At 52.8% G+C, this 26,472-nt stretch carries 24 protein-coding genes; all 24 read right to left on the minus strand.

What is annotated here, in order from left to right:
• Nucleotides 1–84: 84 nt before the first annotated feature.
• Nucleotides 85–873, minus strand: coding sequence for a spore cortex-lytic enzyme (sleB, locus tag KVT34_RS05710; protein WP_217557467.1), 789 nt, complete (start codon nucleotides 871–873; stop codon nucleotides 85–87).
• Nucleotides 874–1,008: 135 nt separating this feature from the next.
• A complete protein-coding gene (locus tag KVT34_RS05715) occupies nucleotides 1,009–3,606 on the minus strand; it encodes an FtsK/SpoIIIE family DNA translocase (protein ID WP_217557469.1) in 2,598 nt (865 codons plus the stop codon).
• A 64-nt stretch (nucleotides 3,607–3,670) separates the two neighbouring features.
• Entirely contained in the window at nucleotides 3,671–3,901 is a 231-nt protein-coding gene (locus KVT34_RS05720) for a YlzJ-like family protein (protein ID WP_042233094.1), read from the minus strand.
• Entirely contained in the window at nucleotides 3,898–4,572 is a 675-nt protein-coding gene (locus KVT34_RS05725; RefSeq protein WP_174446841.1) for a ClpP family protease, read from the minus strand. The genes KVT34_RS05720 and KVT34_RS05725 overlap by 4 nt, the downstream gene beginning before the upstream one ends.
• A gap of 708 nt (nucleotides 4,573–5,280) precedes the next feature.
• Nucleotides 5,281–6,957: a ribonuclease J gene (locus KVT34_RS05730; protein WP_217557471.1), complete on the minus strand. Its 1,677-nt coding sequence runs from the start codon at nucleotides 6,955–6,957 to the stop codon at nucleotides 5,281–5,283.
• A gap of 189 nt (nucleotides 6,958–7,146) precedes the next feature.
• Entirely contained in the window at nucleotides 7,147–8,007 is an 861-nt protein-coding gene (gene dapA / locus KVT34_RS05735) for a 4-hydroxy-tetrahydrodipicolinate synthase (RefSeq protein WP_217557472.1), read from the minus strand.
• Nucleotides 8,008–8,036: 29 nt separating this feature from the next.
• Nucleotides 8,037–9,254 carry an aspartate kinase gene (gene dapG, locus KVT34_RS05740; protein ID WP_042233085.1) on the minus strand — a complete coding sequence of 406 codons (1,218 nt, stop codon included), beginning with the start codon at nucleotides 9,252–9,254 and terminating at the stop codon, nucleotides 8,037–8,039.
• Nucleotides 9,255–9,349: 95 nt separating this feature from the next.
• Nucleotides 9,350–10,387 carry an aspartate-semialdehyde dehydrogenase gene (locus tag KVT34_RS05745; protein WP_217557473.1) on the minus strand — a complete coding sequence of 346 codons (1,038 nt, stop codon included), beginning with the start codon at nucleotides 10,385–10,387 and terminating at the stop codon, nucleotides 9,350–9,352.
• Between the two features lie 35 nt (nucleotides 10,388–10,422).
• Nucleotides 10,423–11,019, minus strand: a complete 597-nt coding sequence (locus tag KVT34_RS05750; protein WP_217557474.1) for a dipicolinate synthase subunit B — start codon at nucleotides 11,017–11,019, stop codon at nucleotides 10,423–10,425.
• Nucleotides 11,016–11,915, minus strand: coding sequence for a dipicolinate synthase subunit DpsA (gene dpsA, locus KVT34_RS05755; protein ID WP_042233080.1), 900 nt, complete (start codon nucleotides 11,913–11,915; stop codon nucleotides 11,016–11,018). Before dpsA ends, KVT34_RS05750 begins: the two co-directional genes overlap by 4 nt.
• Nucleotides 11,916–12,224: 309 nt before the next feature.
• On the minus strand, nucleotides 12,225–12,704 hold the full coding sequence (gene dut / locus KVT34_RS05760; protein WP_302695069.1) for a dUTP diphosphatase: 480 nt from the start codon (nucleotides 12,702–12,704) through the stop codon (nucleotides 12,225–12,227).
• On the minus strand, nucleotides 12,694–13,950 hold the full coding sequence (locus KVT34_RS05765; RefSeq protein WP_042233291.1) for a M16 family metallopeptidase: 1,257 nt from the start codon (nucleotides 13,948–13,950) through the stop codon (nucleotides 12,694–12,696). The genes dut and KVT34_RS05765 overlap by 11 nt, the downstream gene beginning before the upstream one ends.
• A gap of 90 nt (nucleotides 13,951–14,040) precedes the next feature.
• A complete protein-coding gene (locus KVT34_RS05770; RefSeq protein ID WP_217557478.1) occupies nucleotides 14,041–15,102 on the minus strand; it encodes a polysaccharide deacetylase family protein in 1,062 nt (353 codons plus the stop codon).
• A 159-nt stretch (nucleotides 15,103–15,261) separates the two neighbouring features.
• Nucleotides 15,262–17,367 carry a polyribonucleotide nucleotidyltransferase gene (gene pnp, locus KVT34_RS05775; protein WP_217557480.1) on the minus strand — a complete coding sequence of 702 codons (2,106 nt, stop codon included), beginning with the start codon at nucleotides 17,365–17,367 and terminating at the stop codon, nucleotides 15,262–15,264.
• Between the two features lie 251 nt (nucleotides 17,368–17,618).
• Nucleotides 17,619–17,888, minus strand: coding sequence for a 30S ribosomal protein S15 (gene rpsO, locus KVT34_RS05780; RefSeq protein WP_009674959.1), 270 nt, complete (start codon nucleotides 17,886–17,888; stop codon nucleotides 17,619–17,621).
• Between the two features lie 153 nt (nucleotides 17,889–18,041).
• Complete coding sequence (locus KVT34_RS05785; RefSeq protein WP_217557483.1) at nucleotides 18,042–18,986, minus strand: bifunctional riboflavin kinase/FAD synthetase; 945 nt, start codon at nucleotides 18,984–18,986, stop codon at nucleotides 18,042–18,044.
• A gap of 85 nt (nucleotides 18,987–19,071) precedes the next feature.
• A complete protein-coding gene (gene truB / locus KVT34_RS05790) occupies nucleotides 19,072–20,007 on the minus strand; it encodes a tRNA pseudouridine(55) synthase TruB (RefSeq protein WP_217557485.1) in 936 nt (311 codons plus the stop codon).
• Nucleotides 20,004–21,017, minus strand: coding sequence for a DHH family phosphoesterase (locus KVT34_RS05795; RefSeq protein WP_217557487.1), 1,014 nt, complete (start codon nucleotides 21,015–21,017; stop codon nucleotides 20,004–20,006). Before KVT34_RS05795 ends, truB begins: the two co-directional genes overlap by 4 nt.
• Entirely contained in the window at nucleotides 21,014–21,370 is a 357-nt protein-coding gene (rbfA, locus tag KVT34_RS05800) for a 30S ribosome-binding factor RbfA (protein WP_009672009.1), read from the minus strand. The genes KVT34_RS05795 and rbfA overlap by 4 nt, the downstream gene beginning before the upstream one ends.
• Nucleotides 21,371–21,376: 6 nt before the next feature.
• Complete coding sequence (gene infB, locus KVT34_RS05805) at nucleotides 21,377–24,052, minus strand: translation initiation factor IF-2 (protein ID WP_483311432.1); 2,676 nt, start codon at nucleotides 24,050–24,052, stop codon at nucleotides 21,377–21,379.
• A gap of 82 nt (nucleotides 24,053–24,134) precedes the next feature.
• Nucleotides 24,135–24,437, minus strand: a complete 303-nt coding sequence (locus KVT34_RS05810; protein ID WP_042233061.1) for a YlxQ family RNA-binding protein — start codon at nucleotides 24,435–24,437, stop codon at nucleotides 24,135–24,137.
• Nucleotides 24,427–24,738 carry an RNase P modulator RnpM gene (gene rnpM / locus KVT34_RS05815; protein WP_042233058.1) on the minus strand — a complete coding sequence of 104 codons (312 nt, stop codon included), beginning with the start codon at nucleotides 24,736–24,738 and terminating at the stop codon, nucleotides 24,427–24,429. The genes KVT34_RS05810 and rnpM overlap by 11 nt, the downstream gene beginning before the upstream one ends.
• 26 nt (nucleotides 24,739–24,764) lie before the next feature.
• Nucleotides 24,765–25,862 carry a transcription termination factor NusA gene (gene nusA, locus KVT34_RS05820; RefSeq protein ID WP_009672008.1) on the minus strand — a complete coding sequence of 366 codons (1,098 nt, stop codon included), beginning with the start codon at nucleotides 25,860–25,862 and terminating at the stop codon, nucleotides 24,765–24,767.
• Between the two features lie 48 nt (nucleotides 25,863–25,910).
• The gene (gene rimP / locus KVT34_RS05825; protein ID WP_042233055.1) at nucleotides 25,911–26,369 is read right to left on the minus strand and encodes a ribosome maturation factor RimP; all 459 of its coding nucleotides are present in this window, start codon (nucleotides 26,367–26,369) and stop codon (nucleotides 25,911–25,913) included.
• Nucleotides 26,370–26,472 lie beyond the last annotated feature (103 nt).

A 26,472-nucleotide genomic window follows, 5' to 3' on the forward strand; every position in this document is an offset into this window, starting at 1 on the left:
CAAATGGCTATACCCATTATATTCCTTCATAAACAGAAGAAGCAACCGAGCGGTCACTTCCTCTGTCGTTCTATTCAGTTCAGCTTATTTGCAGAAAATATGCTTGCCGATGGTTTTCACCTGCGGGCGTGTCCAGATCCATTTGGACGTAGCCGTTTCGGGGTTAAAATAGTATTCGCAGCCGCCGGTAGGGTCCATGCCGTTGATGGCGTCCCGGACCGCTTTTTTGGCGGTTTCATTTGGCGTAAGCCAGATTTGGCCGTCCGCAACGGCGGTAAACGCACCCGGCTGGAAAATGACGCCGGAAACGGTATTCGGGAAGCTGGCCGAATCCACCCGGTTCAGAATGACCGCCGCAACGGCCACCTGACCGATGTAAGGCTCGCCGCGGGATTCGCCGTAAACGGCGTTCGCCATCAGATCGAGGTCGGATTTGGAAAATCCTTTGTGCGTCGTCGGCGTCAGATTCGATCCGGAAGCGGCCGCGCCGCCTTGATTGCCCTGGTTAGCCGGTTCTGCCGCTTTGCCTGCATTGCCGGCTTCAGCCGCGGTCGGCTTCCAGTCCTTCGTGGCTTCCCACAGCTTAAGCTTGGTTTTGGGGCCCACATGGCCGTCCACTTTCAAACCGAACTCGCTTTGAAACCATTTTACGGACCGGAGTGTTCTCCAGCCGTAATCGCCGTCTACAGCCCCCGTGTAAAATCCCAGAAACTTGAGACGTCCCTGCAGCTCATTGACATCGGAGCCTTTGGCTCCATAACTGATGAGATTCTTGCTGAAAGTAGCTTCAGTCGTGAAGTTCTGCTTAATCTGCAGAGCCGCAAATAGCGTAAATACGACGCAAACCGTGATAGCGATCAAACGTTTGTTCATGCGTTTATTCATGCTCCATTATCAACCTTTCTCTCATGATGACTGGCTGTTAGTGATTATTATGAGAAAGGAGGAAACGTTCTATGCAACAAAAACGCCCTGCCGTAAACCAGGCAGGGCGTCCTTAAATTCGGTTCAGGAACTCATGCGGTTGTGCTGGAACTGCTCCAGCGAAATAAGAACTTCACGGGGCTTGCTTCCTTCATGCGGCCCGACGATTCCGTTGGATTCCATCGAGTCGATGAGCCGTCCCGCGCGCGCATAGCCGATGCGCATCCGTCTTTGAAGCAGAGACGCCGAAGCCTGCTTGGCTTCGATGACGATCTGAACGGCCTGATCGTAGAGCTCGTCTCCGAACTCGTCCTGCTGCTCCGGCTGCTCTTCCACCTGGGGCACCATATCTTCCCGGTAATTCGCTTCCTGCTGAGTCCGGACGAAATTGACTACCGTCTCGACCTCTTGATCGGAAAGGAAAGCTCCCTGCACACGGACTGGCTTGGACGCTCCGACAGGCAGATACAGCATGTCGCCGCGGCCGAGAAGCTTCTCCGCCCCCACCATGTCCAAAATCGTCCGCGAGTCTACCTGAGAAGATACCCCGAAGGCGATCCGCGAAGGAATATTCGCCTTAATAACGCCGGTGATGACATCCACGGACGGTCGCTGCGTCGCGATAATCAGATGGATGCCCGCCGCGCGCGCCATCTGAGCCAGACGGCAGATGGCGTCTTCCACATCGTTGGCAGCCACCATCATCAGATCGGCCAGCTCGTCCACGATGACCACAATGTACGGAAGGGGCGCTTCCGTACCGTTTTCGATCAGCATGGCATTGTAGCCCTCAATATTCCGCGTACCGCTCTTGGAGAAAAGTTCGTACCTCTTCTCCATCTCGACGACGACCTTTTTCAGGGCAAGAGACGCCCTTCGCGGATCGGTGACGACCGGAGCCATGAGATGCGGAATGCCGTTATACACATTAAGTTCAACCATTTTGGGGTCGACCATCAGGAACTTGACTTCATTGGGCTTCGCCTTGTACAGGATGCTCGTAATAATTCCGTTGATACAGACGGATTTCCCCGAGCCTGTGGCACCGGCAACGAGCAGATGGGGCATCTTCGCCAGATTGCCGACGATCGGCTGTCCGGAAATATCCCTGCCCAAAGTGACGGACAATCTGGAACTGGCTTCCTGGAAGGCGGAAGTTTCCATCACCTCGCGCATCGTAACGACGGATACTTCGGAATTCGGCACTTCGATACCGATCGCGGATTTGCCGGGAATCGGCGCTTCCATCCGGATATCTTTGGCGGCCAGGGCAAGCGCGATGTCATCCGTCAGACTGACGATCCGGCTTACCTTCACCCCCACGTCGGGCTGAATTTCATACCGGGTCACCGCAGGTCCTCGGACGACTTCCAGCACCTTCGCACGCACGCCGAAGCTTTCCAGCGTGGCTTCGAGCTTACGGGCGTTGGCCTTGTAATCCGCCATCTCGGAGCCCTTGCCGGCCGCCGGCTTCGAAAGAAGCGTCAAAGACGGCAGATCGTAAGGCGGGAGAACCGGCGGCACGGCTGTGTCGACCAGCTGAAGGTCGTCCAAAGTTTCAAGCTGCTCATCGGCCGGAATCTGCTCTGCGTGCGGGGAAGGTACCGCTTTAGGGCTCACAGCCAAAGCTGCGGGTTCTACCGTACCTTCCGCTGCCGGAGAGGAGGGTACGATCTTTTCTTCCTTCTGCACCTGTTCTTGAAAATCCCGGAAAACGGTGGAAAACTCCCGGTCGGCTTGAGGTTCATCGTTCATGTCCAGCGCCGCAGAATCTCTGCCGGAATCGACCTTGTATACGACTTTCTCCTCGGAATAACCGCCGGCGGCGCCGGAAATCACCAAGTCGTCCTCGTCCTGGTCGTCATCCTGTTGCGGAACGGGCTGCTTTAACAACTGCAGGAAACGGGGTTTCTTCCTCTTGGGGTCCGGACGGTATACTTCCTCGTCAAATTCGTCGTCATAAGGAAAGTCCGGCTCTTTGTAGGTTCGTTCGCTTTTACTCGCGGAAACGGCTGCCTTTCCTTTTGTTTTAGCAGCCGAGGAAGATTTGCTTTTACCGCGCTGCATGGTCTGGAATTTCTTTTCCAACAAGGTAAAAAAGCGTTTCGCGCGCGCGCGCAGCTTCTGCATGGCTTCCACGTAAGACAAGTTCGTAACCAGAATGAGCCCGATGGCAAATAAAGCGAATTCCACGAGACGGGCGCCCAGTGTGTCGAACAAAAAATACAGCAGGCTGTAGATGACCGCCCCGATCATCCCTCCGCCTACGTCGTTCAGAAGAATTTTGCCGTTCGCGGGCTGCAGCCCCTGCTTCAGAGCGTCCCAGGTCACGGACAGAATCGTTGTCGCCTCGTAGTTGCCTTCTGGAAAAAGAGCCTGAAATAAATTAATATGATTCATGACAAGAAGACCCGCCACAATTAACAAAACCCCGGTTTTGCGGGTTGTCCATCGTGAGGGCCATGAACGCTTCACCATAACATGCAGTGCTATGTATATGCAGATCAGCGGGATTAGAAAATCCCACGTACCGATGAAAAAGCGGCAAACGTAATGAAACGAACGTCCCACATGACCTTCTCTGGCCAGCGCAATCACCGAGAAAATCAGGATTAAAATACCGTACAGCTCAAACATGAGATTAGTCTTGACCGTCTTGCTTTTCTTACGGCGTTTTGCCACTCTATTCCACCTCCGATAAATCATTATACCACAGTTTCGGTAGGCGGAACACGGGCGGCAGTGCCTAGATCCCTTGCGGACCGGGCACGTAATTAATCAGACTTCCTGGCGTAAAAAGCGGATTTAAGTAATGTTTTGGCTCCGGGCTGTAAAGCCGCACAATCCGCACCCGGCTCTCATCGACAGCTTCCACCTGCATCAGGATGCCGCTGATTTCAACATCCCGGAAACGGGGTTCGTGTTCATCCAAGCCTTCGTAAATGACTTCATCCGGCAGGATCGTGTAGTGGGTCATGCCGTTCCGCCTCCCTGGGAACCACGGCGTTCCTCGATTCTGCGGTTCAGTTCGGCCATTGCCTGCCCGATCCCTCCCACTTCGTCGATCAATCCGTATTTAACGGCGTCTTGGCCGATAACCGTAGTTCCGATGTCTCTGGTGAGTTCACCTGTTTTGAACATAAGCTCCTTGAACTGCTCTTCGGAGATTTTGGAATGCTTCGTGACAAAACGGGTTACCCGCTCCTGCATTTTCTCCAAATATTCAAATGTTTGAAGAACACCGATTACTAGTCCCGTCAACCGGATCGGATGAATCGTCATTGTGGCCGTCTCGGCGATAAAAGAACGGTTCGAGCTTACCGCGATCGGCACACCGATGCTGTGTCCGCCGCCCAATACAAGGGTAACCGTAGGTTTCGAAATGGTTGCCAGCATCTCGGCGATAGCAAGTCCCGCTTCCACATCGCCGCCAACCGTGTTCAGAATAACGAGAATCCCCTCGATTTTCGGATTTTGTTCGGCTGCTACGAGTTGAGGAATCAGGTGCTCGTATTTTGTCGTTTTGTTTTGCGGCGGTAGTACGATATGCCCTTCCACTTGACCGATGATGCTCATGCAATAAATGTTCGACTCGCCGGCTGGCGTGTTGATTTGTCCAAGCTGCTGGATGGTTTCTACCGCTGCCAGCTTCTTCTGTTCCTCCGTGGGCTGCTCTTCGCTTCTGAAAGAAGGCGGCTCGTTGAAAGGAGCCGGACCGGGAAACGGCGCCTGAGGACGCGGGCTGTAGTCGCTTGTAACGGAAGCGTCCGCTCTTAACGCAGTAATCCCCTCTCCCGGCTCTTCAAAATGAACCTGCTGCAGCGTAACGTCATCGGCATCGTTAGCCGTTTCTTCCGCTGTGTAGGAGGAATCGTTTTGCCTCAGACCGTACGGTGCCGGGTTAAATGTATGGGCAGTTCCCTGCCCGTAAGCGCCTCTTGGAGCACCGCTTGTATAGGTTTGGTTCGTATTGCCGGCTTCAGGAAAAGCATTCTGTCCGGCATTCTGTCCGGCACCCTGGCTGTACCCGTTTCCTCTCAAAGAGCCGCCGCTGCCCGCTGAAACGTTCGCACTCGCTTGTTGAAACGGATATTCGTTTCTGCCTGCATAGCGCTCCGAAGATACACCTGCTCCCGTGTGACCGGGTCTATTCTGTTGTCCTTTATATCGATTTCCGTTTCCCATAGCCATTCCTCCTAATTGATCATCGAGGTTAGTGTGGGCAGGAACGCTATACCTTTATTCACCCTCTTCTCAGGCAGCCATAAATGAGGTCATCGTAAACATTTAAAAAAGCCCTCTCCGGCTATGGAGAGAGCTTTGGTTTCGGTTGGGTTAAGTGACTAGTTTGAGAGACTAAACTTCCATGATAATCGGAAGAATCATTGGTCTTCTTCTGGTTTGTTCATATAAAAATCGTCCAAGCGCGTCTTTCACATGTGTTTTTAAAGACGCCCATTCATTTACGTTATCATTCATTAACTTATTCAGCGTACTCGTCACGATACGATTCGCTTCGTCCAATAAACCTTCGGATTCGCGGACATATACAAAGCCGCGGGAAATGATGTCCGGACCGGAAAGAATGGTCCCATCCTGTTTGCTTAGTGTCACGACAACGACCAGAATGCCGTCTTGAGAAAGAAGCTTTCTGTCGCGCAGGACGATGTTACCTACATCTCCGACACCCAGTCCATCGATCAAAATGTTGCCTGCCTGAATTCTTGCGCCTTTACGAGCTACTCCACTCTGGATTTCAACGGTGTCCCCGTTATCCAGAATGAAGATATCTTCTTGGTCCACTCCGACGGATTCGGCAAGTTGACCGTGAAGACGAAGCATGCGGTATTCCCCGTGAATCGGAATAAAATATTTCGGCTTCATGAGGTTCAGCATAAGCTTGAGCTCTTCCTGGCTTCCGTGTCCGGAAACGTGTACGCCCGTCTTGGAACCCGGTCCGTAGATGACATCCGCACCCAAACGGAACAGTTCGTCTACCGTACGGCCGACATAGCGCTCGTTACCCGGAATAGGAGTAGCTGCAATGATTACCGTATCGCCTGGAAGAATGTCCACTTTGCGATGAGTGGAACGAGCCATACGGGTCAAAGCCGACATCGGCTCCCCTTGGCTGCCCGTACAGAGAACGACCACGCGGTCGGCCGCCATACGGTTTACCTCTTCAGGTTCAATCAGCATGCCGTCCGGAACGCGGAGATATCCGAGTTCCGAAGCGATCGACACCACGTTAACCATACTCCGCCCGATTACCGTAACTTTACGGCGGGTAGCCTCAGCCGCATCGATAACCTGCTGAACACGGTGAATGTTCGAAGCGAAAGTCGCGATAACTACGCGCTGCTTGGCTTTGCGGAATACTTCCTCGATAGTAACGCCGACGCTTTTCTCAGAACCCGTAAACCCGGGTTTCTCGGCATTGGTGCTGTCGGAAAGAAGGGCAAGTACGCCTTTCTTTCCGATTTCGGCCATCCGGTGCAGGTCAGCATATTGATCATTAACCGGTGTCTGGTCGAATTTAAAGTCTCCGGTGTGCACGATGACTCCTTCGGGAGTTTCAAGAGCAACCCCGACGGAATCCGGAATGCTGTGGTTGGTTTTGAAGAACGTGGCTGTAATCGTTCCCAAATTAAGCTCGGAATCCGCATTGATCAGAATCCGCTTGGTTTCGCCAAGCAGATTCGCTTCTCTCAGCTTATTCTCCACAAGTCCAAGGGTAAGCCGAGTACCGTAAACAGGCACATTCAAGTGCCGAAGTACGTAAGGCAATCCTCCGATATGGTCTTCATGGCCGTGAGTCAGCAAAATACCGCGGACCTTGTCCTTATTCTCGAGCAGGTAGTTGATATCCGGAATGACAATGTCGATTCCAAGCATATCTTCCTCAGGAAACTTCAAACCGCTGTCGATAACCACAATATCATTCGCATACTGCACCACATACATATTTTTACCGATTTCGCCCACGCCGCCAAGGGCAAAAATCAGAACTTTATCGTTATTTTTCTTAGACAAAAAAGTAACCTCCTTGAATTCATTTGACGACGATTTTTATAATGAAACCGAACCAGTCACTTGCCACCATTATACAGGAAAGATCTACCCGATTACAAGTTGGTGCGTATATGATTTGTAGTCTCCCCTAAAATGACAAAACCGATGCCAGGCGGCACCGGTCGTAAGAAGGAAATTTTTGCGATTGGATTAGAACAGCGACGCCACGAAAGCCTGCTCCTGCTCACTTAAATCGATAAGAGGGAGACGGACGCTGCCTGTGTTCACGCCTTTCAAATTAAGGGCGTACTTAACCGGAGCGGGACTCGGGGCGCAGAATAAACCGGTAAATACCGGAAGCAGCTTCGCATTGAGACGGGCCGCGCGTTTTACATCACCCGATGTATACGCTTCAACAAGCTCCTGCATCTCTTTGCCGACAACATGGCTCGCTACGCTGATTATGCCATGACAGCCGACGGCCAGCGCGGGAAGTGTCATACTGTCGTCACCGCTGTATACCGTAAAACCTTCGGCCGCTCCGGCGGCTACGATCGTCAGCTGGTCGGTACCGGAACAGTCTTTGGTAGCTACGATGTTCGGTATGTGGGAGAGCCTGATGGTCGTATCCGCATTAATGTTGACAATGGAGCGTCCCGGAACGTTGTACAAGATAATCGGCACATCGACGGCTTCGGCGACGGCTTTGAAATGCTGATACAAGCCTTCCTGGCTGGGCTTGTTATAGTAAGGAGCGACGAGCAGAATCGCATCGACGCCCAGTTTTGCCGCTTCCCGCGATAACTCGATCGTGTGATGCGTGTTGTTGCTGCCGGTTCCCGCAATGACCTTGCACCGTCCGTTCGCATGCTTCAGGACGGCTTCAATCATCTTCAGCTTCTCTTCGTCGGTAAGGGTCGGCGATTCGCCGGTCGTTCCGCAAACGACCAGCCCTTCGCTGCCCTGCTCGTTAATCAGATAATCGACCAGAGGACCCACCTGTTCCCAATCGATTTCCAGCTGTTCGTTTAAGGGAGTCACCATTGCTGTAATTACTCTTCCGAAGTCCAAAATTCCCGCCTCCTACGTGTGCTTTTTGACTATTTATGCAGTTGGAATGATTTATGAAGTGCTCTTACCGCGCTAACCATATCTTCCCCGTGTACCAGGCACCAGATGGTGGTGTTGGAGTCCGCGGATTGCAGAATTCGGATGTTCTCTTCCGTAAGCGCTTCGACGATCTTAGCCATAACGCCCGGAACACCGTTCATGCCGCCTCCGATTACGGACACTTTAGCGCATCCACTCAGTGAAGTGGGTTTATAGCCGAGCCCGCGCAGCAGGTCAAGCGCTTTTTCCGCCACGTGATCAAATACCGTATAAACAACCCCCGAAGGATTTACGTTAATAAAGTCGACGCTGATACTGTGCTGCGCCATCGTTTTAAACACTTGAAGCTGAAGGTCGTATTGGCCTTCGGCCGCGGGCACTTGAATTTGTGTAATATTCCCGAAATGGGCAATCCCCGTCACGTGGCGGTCTTCGACCCGTTTCTCCGCACCGTACAAAGAATCGGGATTGGTCACGAGCGTGCCTTCCTCTTTGGAGAAAGTCGAACGTACCCGGACCGGGACATTCGCCTGCATCGCCACTTCCACCGCACGCGGATGAATCACTTTAGCGCCGTTATGGGCCATATTGCAAATTTCCGCATAACTTACGCGCGTTAAAGGCCTAGCGTCTTCCACGATGCGCGGATCCGCTGTCAGAATTCCGTTGACGTCGGTAAAAATATCGACGACTTCGGCCTTAAGCGCCCCGCCGATCGCCGTAGCGGACGTGTCGCTTCCTCCGCGTCCGAGCGTCGTAAACTCATGATCGGCCGTCTGCCCCTGGAACCCGGCGACTATCACGACCTCGCCCCGGTCCAGATGCTCCAGAATCCGCTTCGGCTGAACCGAAACAATCTGTGCATTGCCGTAGGCGTCATTCGTTTCGATTCCCGCCTGGCCGCCTGTCAGAACGACCGCCGGAATGCCTTCCGCTTGAATCAAATTGCACAAATTGGCTGCGGAAATCCATTCTCCGCAGCACATCAACAAATCCCTCTCCCTTGCAGGAAGCTGGTCTCCGTTCTGCCGGATCAAACCGAGCAGAGTATCGGTAGCATAAGGCTCTCCCTGCCGCCCCATCGCAGATACAACCACGACAAGCTGACAATCCTCACTGCGCGCAGCTTGGATATGTTCCAGCACATGTTTTCTGGCTTCAGGCGTGGACAGGGAAGTGCCGCCAAATTTTTGAACTCGAATACGCATGTCCTTCCCTCTTTTCCTATTCGCTTTTTCTTGTCGATGTTTAATCATGATGCGAGCAATCGGCACCGTCTTATGACGATGCCGATTGTGTGAGTTTACTTGTTCTGTGCAAAATATTCTGCGATCTGTACCGCATTCCAGGCAGCGCCCTTCAGCAGGTTATCGGATACGATCCACAGGTTAAGCGCGCGTTTGTTGTGGAGATCACGGCGTACACGCCCTACGAACGTTTCCAGTTTACCGGCCGCTTCGGTTGCAAGCGGGTACTGCTGCTCCTGCGGGTTGTCAACGAGTACGATACCCGGCGCGCCCGCAAGAAGGCTGCGCACTTCCTCAAGCTCGAAGTCTTCTTTCAATTCCACGTAAACCGATTCGGAGTGACCGTATACGACGGGAATCCGTACGCAGGTGGCCGTAACCTCAAGGGATTCGTCATTCATGATCTTCTTCGTTTCGTTAATCATTTTCATTTCTTCGTTTGTAAACCCGTTATCCAGAAACTTATCAATCTGCGGGATCGCATTGAACGCAATCTGATGTTTAACGGGAAGGGAACCGACCGGCAGAATGTCCGGATTCACCGGATTGCCCGCCAACGCTTCACGGGATTGGCGAAGCATCTCATCAATCGCTTTGCTGCCTGCTCCGGATACGGCTTGGTATGTAGATACGATGATTTTGGAGATACCGAAACGATCATACAAAGGTTTCAGTGCAGCCACCATTTGAATCGTGGAGCAGTTAGGATTGGCGATAATGCCTTTATGCTTGTGAACCTCTTCAATGTTAACTTCCGGCACGACAAGCGGTGTTTGCGGATCCATGCGGAAGGCATTCGTGTTGTCGATACAGATCGTACCGCCGGCAGCCGCAATCGGAGCGAGTTCTTTACTCACGTCGCCGCCTGCGCTGAACAAGGCGATGTCTACCCCTTTAAAGCTGTCCGGCGTTGCCGCTTCAACCGTGATGTCTCTGTCTTTGAAACGAATTTTCGTACCCGCGGAACGCGGGGACGAAAGAAATTTTAATTCCTTAATGGGGAAATTGCGTTCATCGAGTAAGCGGATAATTTGTTCTCCGACGGCGCCGGTTGCGCCGACTACTGCTACGTTAAAAGTTTTTTCATTTGACATGTCGTTTGCTCCCCCATTATTTAAATGATCTATAATTAAGAATATTGAAATCGCTCAATAATCATCGGCTGGAGCTGTTTGCCGTTCAGAGCCGCTTCGCATGTCTCCGAGATCAAATCCATTCGGGCGACAAGTGAATTCGGCTTCGCTTCCGGCGCATCCTGGCCGAACGGGACAAAATAAATGTTCTTCGCAACGAGCAATTTCGCAATATTCGCGGAATTCAGTCCGAGCCCGTCATTAGTAGAAATGGCCAGTACAAGCGGACGCTGATTACGCATCTGTGCTTTAGCGGCCATTAGGACTGGGCTTTCCGTCATTGCATTCGCGAGCTTGCTTGTCGTATTGCCTGTGCAGGGGGCGATTACCATGACGTCGAGCTTCTTGGATGGCCCGAGCGGTTCCGCTTCGACAATCGTCGTAATGGGATCGCTGCCCGTCATGTCTCTGAGCTGCTGCTGCCAATCGACGGCCTTGCCGAATCTCGTATCCGTCGTCAAAACGGATTGGGACACGATCGGTACAACCGTGGCGCCTGCGTCTATGAATCTTTTAATCTGCGGCATAATCTCTTCCAAGGTGCAGTGAGAACCTGTCAACGCAAACCCTACCGTTACCCCGTTCCAGTTCATTCCGGACCACTCCCATTCCTGATGTCTTCCACCATCAACTGACTCAGCGTATTCGCCAAAATCCGACCAGCTGTTTTCGGTGCGACGATCCCGGGTAGGCCTGGAGCGAGCATCGCCTTAATCCCTCTCTTCTCGGCAAAGCGGAAGTCCATTCCGCCCGGCTTGGAAGCTAAGTCGATTAATACCGCGCGATGCGGGATATTCGTTATTATTTGCGCTGTGACTATCATAGTCGGAATTGTGTTAAAAAGCAAGTCAATATTCGCCACTTCCTGATAGAGTTCGCGGGTATAAAACGGCGTAAAACCCATCTCCAAAGCTCTGGCAAAATGCTCCGGTTTTCGCACTCCGACCTTCACTTTTGCTCCCAATCCCTGAAGGGTGCGAGCCATCGTTAAACCGGTTCTTCCGAACCCCAAAACCATTGATTGCGAGCCGTGAATCGTAATGTCCGTATTCTGAATGGCAATCATCAAAGCGCCTTCCGCCGTCGGAATCGAATTATAGATCGCCACGTCATCCCGCTCGAGAAGCTCAACCAGTTTAAGGCCCTGCGATTCGCAAAGCTGCTTCAAATAAGGTTTCGCCATACCCGTATAGATCACGGCATGCTTTGGAAGTGCACCCAGCAAATCCGCCGTAAGTGTCAGTTCATTGCCCGAAAAAATACTTTCCACACGCCCTTGTTCATCCGTTCCCACAACCGGCAAAACGAGCGCGTCGGCTTTCTCGAGCGCTTCGGGTGAAAGCCGCTTGCCCGCCGCTCCCGCGAATGGCTTCTGCAGATTGTCGAATCCGATTAAAGTCACGGACGCATCGAGCTCGATCAGCTTATCGATGACTTCAAGCTGACGGGCATCGCCGCCGATAAAAATTACTTCCGCTCCGGTGAGCATACTGTTTCCGTTCCTCCCTTACGTGCATCCGTCTCGATAACATACAGTATGCCGCCGCCTACCGAAGGGTGACATTCGCATGCCGGGCGTCCGCACATTAAGGCATACCCCTTTTTTAATACGGACTCCGGCAAACGGACATAAAAAAGGCCTCATATCAGCTTCAAAAACTGATAGAGGCCCTTCTTCATTAAAACTTCACCTTGCAAGGTCAGCCATATGACGGATTGGAGCATGCGCGGTCCGCCAACTGTGGCTGCAAGCCCGGACCGTTCCCGGTTCCCGCCTGTAATCCGGCAGGAACGCGGGTTATTTCCGCGCTTCGGTGGTCAGCCCGGTATGACCGAAGCCGCCGGCGCCGCGCGTGGTATCATCCAGCTCGTCCACTTCCGTCAATAAGACGGCCGGCACAAGCTGGAACACCATCTGCGCGATTCTTTCGCCGCGGCGGATCGTGAATGTCTCCTGGCCATGATTGATCAGGAGTACTTTGACTTCGCCGCGGTAGTCCGCATCGATCGTGCCCGGCGAATTCAGCGTGGTGATGCCGTGCTTGTAGGCCAGTCCGCTCCGAGGGCGGATCTGGGCTTCAAGCTCCACGGGCATCGCCAGCGCGAACCCCGTCGGAACGAGCGCCCGCTCGCCGGGCGCCAGGTCCAGGGGTTCGATATTCGCCGCATGTAGATCGAAGCCGCTTGCCGCGGCGGACATTTTCTCCGGCAGCGGAAGACCTTCGCTGCCGGGCAGACGTTTAATGCGGATGGGGAATGCAGATGTGTTATTTTCCAAGAAGCTCATCTCCTCTGATTGACTGCAATGCCTCGTCGCGGCTGCCGACCATCGCGATGGCGAATGGCTTGGAGAACAGCTTGCGGGTCAAGGCATGAATATGCTCCATTTCAACGCTTTCGATGCGGTTGATCATTTCGTCGAGCGTGTAATGCCTTCCGGTCATCAGCTCGTTTTTGCCGATCCGGTTCATCCGGCTGTTGGTGCTTTCCAGACTAAGAATCAGGCTGCCTTTCAGCTGTTCCTTGCCTTTTCTCAGTTCCGCGTCCGTCATGCCTTTCTCCGCGATATCGTTCAGCATTTCGATCGTCACTTTCAGAACTTCCTCCGTTTGTTTCGGAGCCGTTCCCGTATAGATCGTAAATACCCCGTTGTCAATGTGAGAAGAATGATAGGAATACACCGAATAGGCCAGTCCCCGCTTCTCGCGGATTTCCTGGAACAGTCTGGAGCTCATGCCCCCGCCGATCGCGTTATTGAGCAGCACCATCGGGTAGAGGTTTTCTTCACGCAGAGAAAGACCCGGGAGCGAAAGACAAATATGATTCTGTTCCGTCGTCTTGGCCTGGAAAACCCGCTCGCTCATAAACGCCGGCTCTTCCTGGTTCTGCTGCGTACCCGAAACGTTGAAATGACCGAAATGCTTCTCCAGCAGTTCGAACACGCTATCGTCGATGTTCCCCGCCACGGCAATGACGGTATTCTCAATGGTGTAGCATTCTTTCATATAAGCCCGCAGATCGTTTGGCTTCATGCCGGACAAATGCGCCTGGGTGCCCAAAATCGTGTACCCCAGCGGATGGCTGCCGTACGCCGCTTTTGCAACGAGATCGTGGACCAGATCATCGGGAGTATCTTCATACATGGCGATTTCTTCGAAAATGACGTTCTTTTCTTTCTCCAGCTCTTCTTCATTAAAGACGGAATTGAAAAACATATCGGATAAAATATCTACCGCAATGCCGAGATGCTCGTCAAGCACCTTGGCGTAATAACATGTATATTCTTTGGATGTGAAAGCATTCACATTCCCCCCGATTCCGTCGAACACTTCCGCGATGTCTTTCGCGCTGTGACGCTCTGTGCCTTTAAAGAGCATATGTTCGATAAAATGGGAAATTCCGTTATTCAGCTGAGTTTCGTTTCGTGAACCGGTTTTTACCCAGATTCCGATCGCTACCGAACGGCAGGTCGGAATTTTCTCGGTCACGACTCTGAGCCCGTTATTTAAATGGGTTTTATTCACCAAGCTGTTCCTCCTCAAATGTACGCACAATGGGGTCCGCTTAGGAGCCCTTAAGTTCAACTTTGATTTTAACAAAAATGTCGGAGTGACTCAACCTGACCGCTCGTCACCCACTTGGCCCGCTCCCGGAGCAGGTGCCGATATCCGCTGCGGAGACAGCGTTTCGCTTACCGTTCCGAGATGCAGCCCCTTGCCTTTGATAATCGAAATCATTTCGGGCAGCGCGCTGCTGGAAGACTGGGTCGGATGCATCAGGATGAGCGATCCCGGCTCTATATTTTTGCGGACCTTGGCCAGAATCGCGGGGGCGCCGGGGTTTTTCCAATCGACTGTATCGAGCGTCCACATGACGGTCTTTAACTTAAGCTCCGCAGCTATTTTCACCGTTTCGGCATCAAAGTCTCCCGAGGGGGGAGCAAATAGAACATTGGTGACACCAAGCTCCTTTTTCAGCAGATCCTCGGTTTTCACAATCTCCTCATACGCTTTGGAGCGGCTGAGCGTGCTCATATTTTTGTGTGAATACGCATGATTGGACAGCTCGTGTCCCTGTTTCTGAATTTCTTTGGCAATGTCCACATGCTTCTTCAACCAGCTTCCATCGAAGAAGAAGGTGGCTTTTACATTTTCTTTGCGGAGTGTCTCCAGTATGGACGGAAGAAACTCCTCTCCCCACGCCACATTGATCATGAAGGAAACCATCGGTTTTTTGGAGTTCCCTTTGTAAATAGGCTCCGGCGGAAGGTCGTTTAAGTGAACCTTAGGCGAAACTTGCTTCATGACGAAAGGGAGTTTGTCTCCCGCCCCATTCTTTTTGGCCGCCTCGTAAGTCTTGTCGATATCCACTTCCAGCCCGTTATAACCCGGCACCGCTTTCCATATTCTGTCCACTTTTGCATCAATGGGGGCGATGTACAGGCCTTTCGCTTCTTCCCGGATCCGACTGAGCAAAGCGTCCTCTGCCGGCTGTGCGGTCTCTCCGTTACTCTCCGGCCCTCCCGCAACATTGGAAAGCATCGTCTGCGTCTGCATGGAAGGCTGCTTTCCCTGCTGGATCGCTCCCACAAAGGTATGTACCGTTTCGCTTTGCAGCAGTGCCCATATACATCCGGCCGTTATACCGCCAAGCAGTACCAGCTTCTTTTTTTGCATGAGATTCCGACTCCTCCGTGAAGATTATGTCAGAGTTTATGCAAAGCCGGACAGGGTTATGACTTGGACGATACAACCGCACACGTGAAAATTCGGTTTAAACATGCAAAAAAGAGACAGATAGATCTGGCTCTTTGTATGTTTGGTGCGATTCGGTTATTAGGATTGAGCGGAAACTTCGTTGTTCACGAGCGTTGCTTTGCGGGACAGGTTAACGCGTCCTTGATTGTCGATTTCCGTGACTTTAACGGTAATCGTATCGCCGACTTTAACGACATCCTCCACTTTGGCAACCCGTTCGGTAGACAGCTGGGAAATGTGGACGAGTCCTTCTTTGCCCGGCAGCACTTCTACGAAAGCTCCGAACTTCTCCACGCGTTTTACCGTACCGAGGTAAGTTTCGCCGACAACGACGTCGCGTACGATACCTTCGATAATCTGCTTGGCACGTTCGTTCATCTCCGCGTTGGACGAAGCGATAAAGACTTTGCCGTCCTGCTCGATGTCAATCTTAACGCCGGTTTCTTCGATAATTTTATTGATGATTTTGCCGCCTGCTCCGATCACGTCACGGATCTTATCCGGGTTGATCTGCATCACGACAATCTTAGGCGCGTATGCGGAAAGTTCTTTCTTAGGTTCCGAGATGCGCTCCAGCATTTTGTTCATGATAAACGTACGGCCTGCTTTAGCTTGATCCAGAGCCTGCTTCAAAATATCGCGATTGATTCCGTCAATCTTGATGTCCATTTGAAGAGCGGTAACCCCTTTGGACGTACCTGCCACTTTAAAGTCCATATCCCCGAGATGGTCTTCCATCCCTTGAATATCCGTCAAAATGGAGAAATGCTCGCCTTCTTTAATCAGTCCCATCGCGATACCGGCAACCGGAGCCTTGATCGGAACGCCCGCGTCCATCATAGCCAGCGTGGAAGCGCAAATGCTTGCTTGAGAGCTCGAACCGTTGGATTCCAGAACTTCCGAAACGAGACGAATTGTATACGGGAACTCGGCTTCGCTCGGAATCACGTACGAAAGCGCGCGTTCTCCGAGAGCGCCATGTCCGATTTCGCGGCGTCCCGGCGGACGAAGCGGTCTTGCTTCCCCTACGCTGAACGGCGGGAAGTTGTAATGGTGCATAAAGCGTTTGGTCTCTTCGAGATCCAAACCGTCGAGGATCTGTACGTCGCCGAGCGCTCCGAGCGTACATACGCTTAGCGCTTGCGTTTGTCCGCGTGTAAACAGTCCGGAGCCGTGCGTGCGCGGCAGCAGATTAATGTCCACGTCGATCGGACGGATTTCATCGAGTGCACGTCCATCCGGTCTTACCTTGTCATGCGTGATAAGGCGGCGGACTTCGTCTTTCACGATATCGTGAAGCACTTCCTTGACGTCTTTCAGCTTCTCCGGCGTTTCTTCATAGAGCGCCGTAAAATGCGCAACGGCATCCGCGTTGACCGCGTCGATCGCTTCTTGGCGCGCATGCTTCTCTTGAACTTTAATCGCTTCAACGAGACGGGCTTCGGCAAACTCACGCACGGCTGTGCTGATTTCGCCGTCTACCGAATGAAGCTTCACTTCCATTTTAGGAACGCCGGCTTCGGCCACGAGCTGCTCCTGAAGAGCGATCACTTTCTTGATCTCGTCATGACCGAACATGATCGCTTCCAGCATAACGTCTTCCGGAACTTCGGCAGCGCCTGCTTCTACCATCATGATGGCATCCTTGGTACCTGCGACAACAAGATGAATGTCGCTCTTGTCTTCCTGCGCCGGCGTCGGGTTCACGACGAAGTTACCGTCGATGCGGCCTACAATGACGCCGCCGACCGGACCGCTGAACGGTACATCGGAGATCGACAGTGCGGCAGAAACACCGATCATGGCCGTAATTTCCGGCGGACACTCCTGATCCACGCTCATAACCACCGCGACGATCTGTACGTCGTTACGGAATCCTTCCGGGAACAGAGGGCGGATCGGACGGTCGGTCAGACGACTGGAGAGAATCGCTTTCTCGCTCGGACGTCCTTCTCTTTTGATAAACCCGCCCGGAATTTTACCTGCCGCATATAAGCGCTCTTCATAGTTAACCGTCAGCGGGAAGAAATCAAGATCTTTCGGCTCGCTGGAAGCGGTCACGGTACAGAGCACAACTGTATCGCCATAGCGGGCAAGTACCGCGCCGTTGGCTTGCTTGGCTAAACGACCGGTTTCAAGAATAAGCGGACGTCCGGCCAAATCCATTTGCACACGTTTTTCCATACTAAACCTCCTAATTTTATCTCAAAACACGCGGGAAACGAACTATACCGCGCAAAATGTTTCCGATTCGGTAAAAACGGCAGGATCTGCGGAAGCTCTTGCCTCCTGCATCACCTAATACTTCTGCGTATGTACAGTATTTCCTTCTTTGCAACGATTTAAAATACACAAAAAGCAACCCGAAGCCGCTGCGGAAGCTCGGCTCGGAGCCCACCACAGAGAACAGCAGGGTTGCTTTCTGAATGCGGATTTTATCTACGCAGACCGAGCTTTTCAATCAAAGCACTGTAGCGTTTAACGTCTTTGTTCTTAAGGTATGCCAACAGCTTACGGCGTTGACCAACCATTTTAAGAAGTCCGCGACGGGAATGATGGTCTTTCTTGTGTGTACGGAAATGGCTCGTAAGGTTTACGATGTTTTCCGTCAGGATAGCAATTTGCACTTCGGGAGATCCCGTATCGCTTTCATGCGTTTTGTGCGTTTGAATCAGTTCCTGTTTACGCTCTTGAGTTAATGCCATCCCAATCACCTCCTATTCATATAATCGCCTATGGCCCAGAGTGCGTCGGTGAAGCGCGGCTCCGCGCCAAGGTTCGTAATTGAAGCTTACGGCAATGCCGAAGCAACGTAAATCAGTATAGCATACATGATGGACAGAAGTAAATGCCAACGCCTACAGAATCTGCGCAAACTTCGCTTCAGCCGTTGCTACATCTCTCTTGAGCTGGGTAATCAGCTCATCGATGCCGTTAAACTTGCGCTCGGGGCGCAAATAATCGACAAATTCGACAAACACGGTGCTGCCGTAAATGTCCTGGTCGAAGTCAAGCAAATGCACTTCGAGCGACATGACTTCACCGCTGTGGAAGGTCGGCTTCGTTCCGATGTTCATCACAGCCCGGTACCAGCTTCCTCCCACAAACGCACGGACGGCGTAAACGCCGGAAGCGGGCACGAGAAAGTTCTCGGACATCTGCAGATTCGCCGTAGGGAATCCGAGCTGACGCCCGCGCTTATCGCCCGATATGACGACACCGCGAATTCCGTAGCCTCTGCCGAGCAGTTCGGAAGCTCCCGGCGGATGTCCTGTGAGCAGAGCCTCGCGGATCGCCGTAGAGCTAACCTTGGCGCCGTTCATCCGGTACGGGCGGATCACCTCCACCGCAAAACGGCCGTGCCCCAGCTCGCAAAGCGTATCCGGAGTGCCCCGGCCTTTGTAGCCGAACGTAAAGTCGAAGCCGACTACGACGGTTTCAACGCCAAGCGCCTCCAAGACACGATCGACAAACTGCTGCGGAGAAGCCTGCATAAGCGCCGTATCAAACTTGAGCACGTACGTGCAGTCGACGCCCAGCTTCTCGAAGAGCTCCATCTTATAGGAGGTCGGCGTCAGAAGCCGCGCATACTTCTCCTGGCCGAGCAGCTCCCGCGGATGCGGGTCGAACGTCATAATCGCGGCCGGGATTCCCAGCTCGCGGGCATTCTCGACAGCCCGTTGGATCACTTCACGGTGGCCGAGATGCACACCGTCGAAATCGCCGATGGCGATGACCTTTTTACCGGCCAGCGGAAGAAGTTCCGCATTTTCGATGGGATAAGACAAATGAATGGTTTGCATGGGTACGAGTTCACCTACTATTCCTTGAACCGCTTTATACCGACAGGGTTAGAAGATTCCGGCCGAGGGCCGGCTTACTTACATCCTAATTAAAAACTTTGACGGGAGCAAGATGTCCTTCGGTCTCATTCCAGGAAAAAAGACCGATAAACCGTTTATGAGGATCATAAACACGGATAATTCCCGTCTGCTCTACTCCCGTTTCGCCAACGTGACTGCCTTGCAGAGCCGGCGTCTCATGGAGCCTGACTTTGCGTCCCTGCAGGGCAAAAACGGACAGCTGCTCATTCAGCACAAGAGAAGGCAAATAATCGACAGCCTGGTCCGCCTGAATGATCTTTGTATCCAGAAGGCCCTCCTCGCGCAAACGAGGGAGGTCTTCCAGTGCCACGCATTGCTCCAGTCCGATTCGTCCGGTGGAAGAACGGACCAGCTCTTTCATCGCCGCAGGAACGCCCAGAGCTCTTCCTATATCCACACACAAGGTACGGATATAGGTGCCCTTCGAGCAGAGTACGCGGAAACGGACTTCCGGGTGATCCCGGTTCAGGTCCAATTCGAGCAGCTCGATCTCGTAAATGGTTACGTTCCGGGCTTTACGCTCGACTTCCACGCCCGCTCTCGCCAGTTCATAGAGCCGCTTTCCGTCAACTTTTACGGCGGAATACATCGGGGGAACCTGGCTGATCTCTCCGACGAACGACTGGATAACGGAACGGACTTTGTCCTCCGCAAGCTGAACGTGCGGAATTTCTTCCAGAACGTTCCCGCTCAGGTCTTCCGTGTCGGTGGCCAATCCAAAAACCATGGCTGCCTCATACTGTTTCGGCAGCTCCTGGATGTATTCGACCATGCGGGTTGCGCGGCCGATACAAAGCGGCAGCACGCCGGTTACCTCAGGATCAAGCGTACCGGTATGACCGATCCGCTTAATCCCAAGAAAACGGCGCGCTTTCGCTACGACATCGTGGGAAGTCATTCCCTTTGGCTTGAGGATTGGAAGTATTCCTTCTATCGTCATGACAGTTTATTCCCTACTTCCTCTACAACGCGTCGGAGGGCTTCCTCAATGGAACCGTTAATCGTACAGCCGGCGGCGCGGACATGACCCCCGCCTCCGAACGACTGTGCGATCTGAGCCACATCTACCGCACCTGCGGAGCGCAGACTCACTTTAACCGCCGATTCATTTCTTTGTTTAAACAAGAGCCCGACTTCGACTCCCTCGACATTGCGGGCGTAGTTGACCAGCCCGTCCATATCTTCGTTGGTGGCTCCCGTCGCTTCAATCACTTCGGTGGATACCGCAATTGTCGCTATCCGCCCATTGTTATGAAAATCAAGCGTGGCAAGCCCCTGCTGAAGAATACGAATCTGCTGGAAGGTCATCCTCTCCAGAAAAGCTTCGGCGAGTTCCGATCCTTTTACTCCCCATTCCAAAAGGTCTGCCGCTGTCTTCATCACTTTGGGTGTCGTGCTGGAATACCGGAATCCTCCCGTATCGGTCAGCAGTCCCGTATAAATACAGGTCCCGAAATCGATGTCCGCTTCCATTTGAAGATGCTTGGATAAATCATAAATAATTTCAACGGTTGCCGCGGCGGAAGCCTGTATGACGGAACATTCCCCAAAGCGGTCGTTAGTCGCATGATGATCGATATTGAGCAGCTTGGCACCTTTGGTAAATTTCTCGCTGACCCGTCCGATTCTTGAAAAATCGGCGCAATCCACACTTATAACCGTGTCATAGGACTGGTGATCGGGCAGTTGGGACAAAGTCCGAATACCCTCAAATCCCCAGAGTCTGCTGAATTTCTCCGGTATGTCCCCCTCGTTAGCAAGCGTATAGCGCTTTCCCATCCGGTCAAGCAGCCAAGCAATGGCTAAAGTAGAGGAAATGGCATCCCCGTCCGGCTGGACATGGGATACCACCAGGAAATCATTATGATCGTGCATGAATTGCTTTGCCGCCTCCAACTGCTCCAAATAGCTGCCGGAGGCGTCGCCGCCTATAAACTGGCCCGCCGTCATTCAGCGGATTTCCCATCGTTAAGATCATGAAGCAGACTTTCGATCCGGCTTCCGTAATCAATCGATGTGTCGAATTTAAAGATAAGCTCGGGTACTTTGCGCAATCGGATTCTTTTGCCCAGCTCGGAACGGATATATCCGCTCGCACTGCTTAAGGCTTTCAAAGTTCCTTCCTTTTGCTCGTCCGTACCAAGCACACTGAGATAAACTTTGGCCTGAGACAGATCATTCGTTACGTCAACCCCGGTTACCGTAAGAAATCCGATGCGGGGGTCTTTAATTTCGCTCTGCAAAATTTGGCTGATCTCTTTCTTGACCTGCTCCCCCACTCTGCCCACACGAACTCTAGCCATAGCTGATCACCTCTCTACTGTTTCCATGACGAAGGCTTCGATGATGTCCCCTTCTTTAATATCATTGTATTTTTCCAGGGAAATCCCGCACTCGTAGCCTTGCGCCACTTCTTTGGCGTCGTCTTTGAAGCGTTTCAGCGCGTCCACTTTGCCTTCGTAGACTACGATGTTGCTGCGAAGCAGACGAACTTCCGCATTACGCGCGATTTTACCGGAGGTAACCATGCAACCCGCAATGGTGCCCACGCCCGTAATTTTGAAGGTGTTGCGGACTTCCGCATGCCCGATAATGTTTTCTTTGAAAATCGGATCGAGCATACCCTTCATGGCTTGTTCAATTTCTTCAATCACATTGTAGATGATCCGGTGCAGACGAATGTCTACTTTCTCCTGATCCGCCGTTACTTGAGCGGCAGGCTCCGGACGAACGTTGAAGCCGATAATAATGGCATTGGAAGCCGATGCCAGAATAATGTCGGACTCGGTGATCGCACCTACGCCCGTGTGAATCATCTTCACGCGTACGCCTTCCACTTCGATTTTCTCTAGGGAACCGCGCAGCGCTTCGAGAGAACCTTGAACGTCCGCTTTGATAATGACGTTCAGATCTTTAATTTCACCGTCTTTGATGTGCTTATACAGATCATCCAGCGTAACGCGGGAATTCGCCGTAAGCTCGGACTGGCGGAGCGTGATCGCGCGCTTATCGGCAATATCGCGCGCTTTGCGCTCGTCTTCGAAGGCAAGCAGCGGATCTCCCGCTTGCGGAACCTCCGTGAGACCGGTGATTTCAACCGGAGTCGAAGGGCCCGCTTCTTTAAGACGTTTGCCTTTATCATTTACCATTGCGCGGACACGGCCGAAACATACGCCTGCAACAAAACTGTCGCCGACTTTGAGCGTACCGTGCTGTACGAGAATACGGGCTACAGGACCGCGTCCTTTATCCAGCTCCGCTTCGATTACCGTACCTCTGGCGCGCTTATCCGGATTTGCTTTATATTCCTGGACCTCAGCCACGAGAAGAATCATTTCAAGCAGGTTTTCCAGGCCCATCCGCTGTTTCGCCGAAACTTCGCAGAAGATCGTGTCGCCGCCCCATTCTTCCGGTACGAGTTCATACTCGGTAAGAGCTTGTTTGATTTTTTCCACATTGGCTTCCGGCTTATCGATTTTGTTGACCGCCACGATAATCGGCACGCCTGCCGCTTTCGCATGGGCAATCGCCTCGACGGTTTGCGGCATGACGCCGTCATCCGCCGCTACGACGATAATCGTGATGTCGGTCACCTGAGCGCCGCGTGCACGCATAGTCGTAAAGGCTTCGTGGCCAGGGGTATCAAGGAACGTAATTTTCTTGCCGTTCGCTTCAACCTGGTAGGCCCCGATATGCTGGGTAATACCGCCCGCTTCGCCTTCCGTCACGCTAGTATGGCGGATTGCGTCAAGAAGGGTTGTTTTACCATGGTCAACGTGACCCATAATGGTAACGACAGGAGGACGTTCTTTCAGATCCGCCGGATCGTCCACTTCTTCCTCCAGCTCGAAACGGTCGTCTTCGACGCGGATTTTCAGATCCACTTCGACATTGTACTCCCCTGCTACGAGTTGAATCGTATCGAGATCGAGTTCCTGGTTGATGGTAGCCATCACGCCGAGGAACAGAAGCTTCTTAATAACTTCGGAAACGTCTTTGTGGAGAAGTTTCGCAAGTTCACCGACCGTCATTGCACCACGCACAATAATCTTCTTCGGTGTGTTGTCGATCTTTTCTTTCTTAACCATCGGCTCTTGGCCGCGTCCGCGTCCGTTATTGCGCCCGCCGCGGTTGTTGCCGCCACGGTTGCCTGCGCCGCCGCGTCCGCCGCGTCCGTCGTCGAAACGGTTCGATTTGCTGCGGTCGTCGCGGCTCGCCTGTCTGTTGTCGCCCGTACGCTGACCGCCGCGGCCTGCATCCGTGCCTCCAGCCGGACGTCCGTCCGTTCTGCGCGGAGCTTGGCCCGGTCTTGCACCGGCACCGGCACCGGCCGATCCGCCGCGGTTCTGGCCGCCTTGACCGCCGCCCGGACGCTGGCCGCCGCTGCCGCCTTGAGGTCCGCGGTTGAAGCCGCCGCCCTGGCCGCCTTGCGGACGTGGTCCGCCGCCTTGACCGCCGCTCCGTGGAGCGCCGCCTTGGCCTTGCGGACGCTGACCGCCCTGCGGACGGCCTTGACCGCCGCTTTGCGGCCCGCGGTTGTATCCGCCCTGGCCGCCTTGCGGACGCTGTCCGCCGCCTTGACCGCCGCTGCGCGGTGAGCCTTGGCCTTGCGGACGATCGCCGCGCGGCGCGCCCGTTCTTCCGTCTCCGCTCGGACGCGGTGCACGATTGTCTTGGGAGCCTTGCGGACGTGCTTCCGCAGCCGGACGCTCCTCTTTCTTCGCTTGCTCGGACCCCGCTTGCTGCACAGGCTGCTTAGCGCTTACCTCTGCTTTAGGGTTGGACTGTTTGTCTGGTTTGGGTTGATTTGAATTTGGACTCACGTTACCTCCATCTGACCCTGCCCGTTTGGCAGCCGCATTCGCTTTAATGTCACGGAAAAAATTTTCTACGCTGCTGACCGCATTGTTTTCCATAACGCTCATGTGGTTGTTGACGGGTATATTCAAACGTTTCAGGATCGTTATAATTTCCTTGCTGCTCATATTCAAAGATTTGGCATATTCATAAACCCGAAGTTTATCCTTAGGATCTTGTTTATTTGTCAAACCCATTCACCTCCGGAGGTTATACCCGATACTTTTTCAGCATCCTGGCGAAGCCGTCGTCAACGACGGCAATCGTGACTCGAGCTTCCTTCCCTATGCTGGAACCAAGTTCCTCACGGTTGCCCAGGACCAGCAAAGGTACGTCGTATGAACGGCATTTGTCCTGAAACTTCTTGCTTGTATTGTCAGCCGCATCTTCCGCCAGAATGACCAGCTTTGCTTCACCCGATCGGATAGCCTTCAGCACGCTCTCTTCTCCGGTGACAAGCTTGCCGGCCCTCATGGCGAGACCTAAGTTTGAAAAATAATTTTTATTCGTCATCGTCCATCCCATCTTTGCCCGCGTGGAATTCTTCTTCCACCTGGATAAAATCCTGTTCAAGCTGATCATAAATGGGAGCGCCCACCGGTTGCTTCAGCGCACGGTCCAGCGCTTTGGATTTTTTGGCAAGCCTGAAGCAAGCCACTTTGCCGCACAAATAAGCGCCTCTGCCCGATTTTTTGCCTTTCAGATCGATTTGGATCTCCCCTTCGGGGGTACGAACGACCCGAATCAATTCTTTCTTCGGCATCATTTCCTGACAGGCCACACATTTGCGCAGAGGTATTTTCCGCTGTTTCACGTCATCCTCACCTCGCCCCGCCGGCGTCAGTCAAAGCTGACGGAATCTTGATGCATTTCCTCGATCTGCGATCTCGGACGGCCGTATTCCTGCTCCGCCTGCGCCTCGCTCTTGATGTCGATTTTCCAGCCGGTAAGCTTGGCGGCCAAACGCGCGTTCTGACCCTTGATCCCGATTGCCAGCGAAAGCTGATAATCCGGAACGATGACGCGGGCCATTTTCTCGTTCTCGAACACGTTGACTTCAAGCACCTTCGAAGGGCTGAGCGCATTTGCGACGTACTCTTCCACGCTCTCCATCCAGCGTACGATGTCGATCTTCTCGCCGCGGAGTTCGCCGACGATCGTCTGGACACGCAGACCTTTGGGACCTACGCAGGAACCGACAGGGTCCACCTCGGTATTGCGGGAATGCACGGCGATCTTGGAACGGAAGCCGGCTTCCCTGGCAACGGACTTGATTTCTACGACGCCTTCGTAGATTTCTGGAACTTCCAGCTCGAAAAGGCGTTTGAGAAGCCCCGGATGTGTACGGGACAAAATGATTTGAGGACCTTTTGTCGTGTTTTCCACTTTGGTAATATACGCTTTAACACGCTCGCCCTGCTTGAATTTCTCGTTGGGCATAACCTCGGTGAGAGGCAGAACCGCTTCCACCTTGCCAAGATCGATATAATAGTGACGCTGATCCTGACGCTGTACGATACCCGTAACGATATCTTCTTCTTTCTCGATAAAAGCATTGTAAATAAGTCCACGCTCGGCTTCGCGGATACGCTGCGTCACAACCTGCTTGGCGGTCTGAGCCGCAATGCGTCCGAAGTCTCGCGGTGTAACCTCAATCTCTACAATATCATCCATCGTATAATTCTGGTTGATTTCCCGCGCGGCATGCAGCGTGATTTCCAGCCTCGGGTCCAGCACATCCTCCACGACGGTTTTGCGTGCATAGACGCGGATCGTGCCGGTTTGCCGATTAATATCCACGCGCACATTCTGCGCTGTGTTAAAGTTGCGTTTATAGCTGGAAATCATCGCGGCTTCAATCGCATCAATCAGCAAGTCCTTGGAAATGCCTTTCTCTCTTTCGATTTCAGCCAACGCTTCGATAAAATCCATGTTCATTTGAACCGAGTTCCCCCTTTCAATGGTTCGCAGACGCGGATAACCGCGTCAGAATACGATGGCAAGCCTCGCGCTGGCCACTTTGCTGTATGGAATGGCGCTGCGTTTCTTCGGGGTTTGCACAACAAGCTCCTCGCCGTCAAACGACAGAAGCTCACCTTCGAATTCCTTGCTATTGTCAATTGGCTCGTATGTAGTTACAAATACATGTTTGCCAACAGCCTTCTTAATGTCTTCCGGTTTCTTAAGCGGCCTCTCGGCACCCGGTGAAGAGACTTCCAGGAAATAAGCCGTCGGAATCGGATCGTTCTCATCAAGCTTCGAGCTTAAGAATTCGCTGATGCGGCCGCAATCGTCGATGTCGATGCCGCCTTCTTTGTCTACGAATACACGGAGAAACCAGTTGCTTCCTTCCTTGACATATTCGATGTCGACCAGCTCAAAGCCTTGCTCGTTCAAATAATCCAGCAGCATATCTTCCACGACGGATTTAATTGGTGAATTCATAAGTTTTCTCTCTACCCTCCTGTATGACCTTCCCGGTGAACCTGCCAAAAAGTCTTAGCAAAATGTAAAGAGTGGGTTTCCCCACTCTCCGGTTCACAGTCGA

Origin of the sequence: Paenibacillus sp. GbtcB18, assembly GCF_019091125.1 — a bacterium.
Taxonomy (GTDB): Bacteria; Bacillota; Bacilli; order Paenibacillales; family NBRC-103111; genus Paenibacillus_F; species Paenibacillus_F chitinolyticus.

Coding starts and splice junctions, on each gene's coding strand:
- sleB (WP_217557467.1), bottom strand. CDS start 873: ATGAACAAACGTTTGATCGCTATCACGGTTTGCGTCGTATTTACGCTA.
- KVT34_RS05720 (WP_042233094.1), bottom strand. CDS start 3,901: ATGACCCACTACACGATCCTGCCGGATGAAGTCATTTACGAAGGCTTG.
- dapG (WP_042233085.1), bottom strand. CDS start 9,254: ATGCGTATTCGAGTTCAAAAATTTGGCGGCACTTCCCTGTCCACGCCT.
- KVT34_RS05745 (WP_217557473.1), bottom strand. CDS start 10,387: ATGTCAAATGAAAAAACTTTTAACGTAGCAGTAGTCGGCGCAACCGGC.
- KVT34_RS05750 (WP_217557474.1), bottom strand. CDS start 11,019: ATGAACTGGAACGGGGTAACGGTAGGGTTTGCGTTGACAGGTTCTCAC.
- dpsA (WP_042233080.1), bottom strand. CDS start 11,915: ATGCTCACCGGAGCGGAAGTAATTTTTATCGGCGGCGATGCCCGTCAG.
- KVT34_RS05770 (WP_217557478.1), bottom strand. CDS start 15,102: ATGCAAAAAAAGAAGCTGGTACTGCTTGGCGGTATAACGGCCGGATGT.
- pnp (WP_217557480.1), bottom strand. CDS start 17,367: ATGGAAAAACGTGTGCAAATGGATTTGGCCGGACGTCCGCTTATTCTT.
- rpsO (WP_009674959.1), bottom strand. CDS start 17,888: ATGGCATTAACTCAAGAGCGTAAACAGGAACTGATTCAAACGCACAAA.
- KVT34_RS05785 (WP_217557483.1), bottom strand. CDS start 18,986: ATGCAAACCATTCATTTGTCTTATCCCATCGAAAATGCGGAACTTCTT.
- truB (WP_217557485.1), bottom strand. CDS start 20,007: ATGACGATAGAAGGAATACTTCCAATCCTCAAGCCAAAGGGAATGACT.
- KVT34_RS05795 (WP_217557487.1), bottom strand. CDS start 21,017: ATGACGGCGGGCCAGTTTATAGGCGGCGACGCCTCCGGCAGCTATTTG.
- rbfA (WP_009672009.1), bottom strand. CDS start 21,370: ATGGCTAGAGTTCGTGTGGGCAGAGTGGGGGAGCAGGTCAAGAAAGAG.
- infB (WP_483311432.1), bottom strand. CDS start 24,052: ATGAGCAGCAAGGAAATTATAACGATCCTGAAACGTTTGAATATACCC.
- KVT34_RS05810 (WP_042233061.1), bottom strand. CDS start 24,437: ATGACGAATAAAAATTATTTTTCAAACTTAGGTCTCGCCATGAGGGCC.
- nusA (WP_009672008.1), bottom strand. CDS start 25,862: ATGAACATGGATTTTATCGAAGCGTTGGCTGAAATCGAAAGAGAGAAA.
- rimP (WP_042233055.1), bottom strand. CDS start 26,369: ATGAATTCACCAATTAAATCCGTCGTGGAAGATATGCTGCTGGATTAT.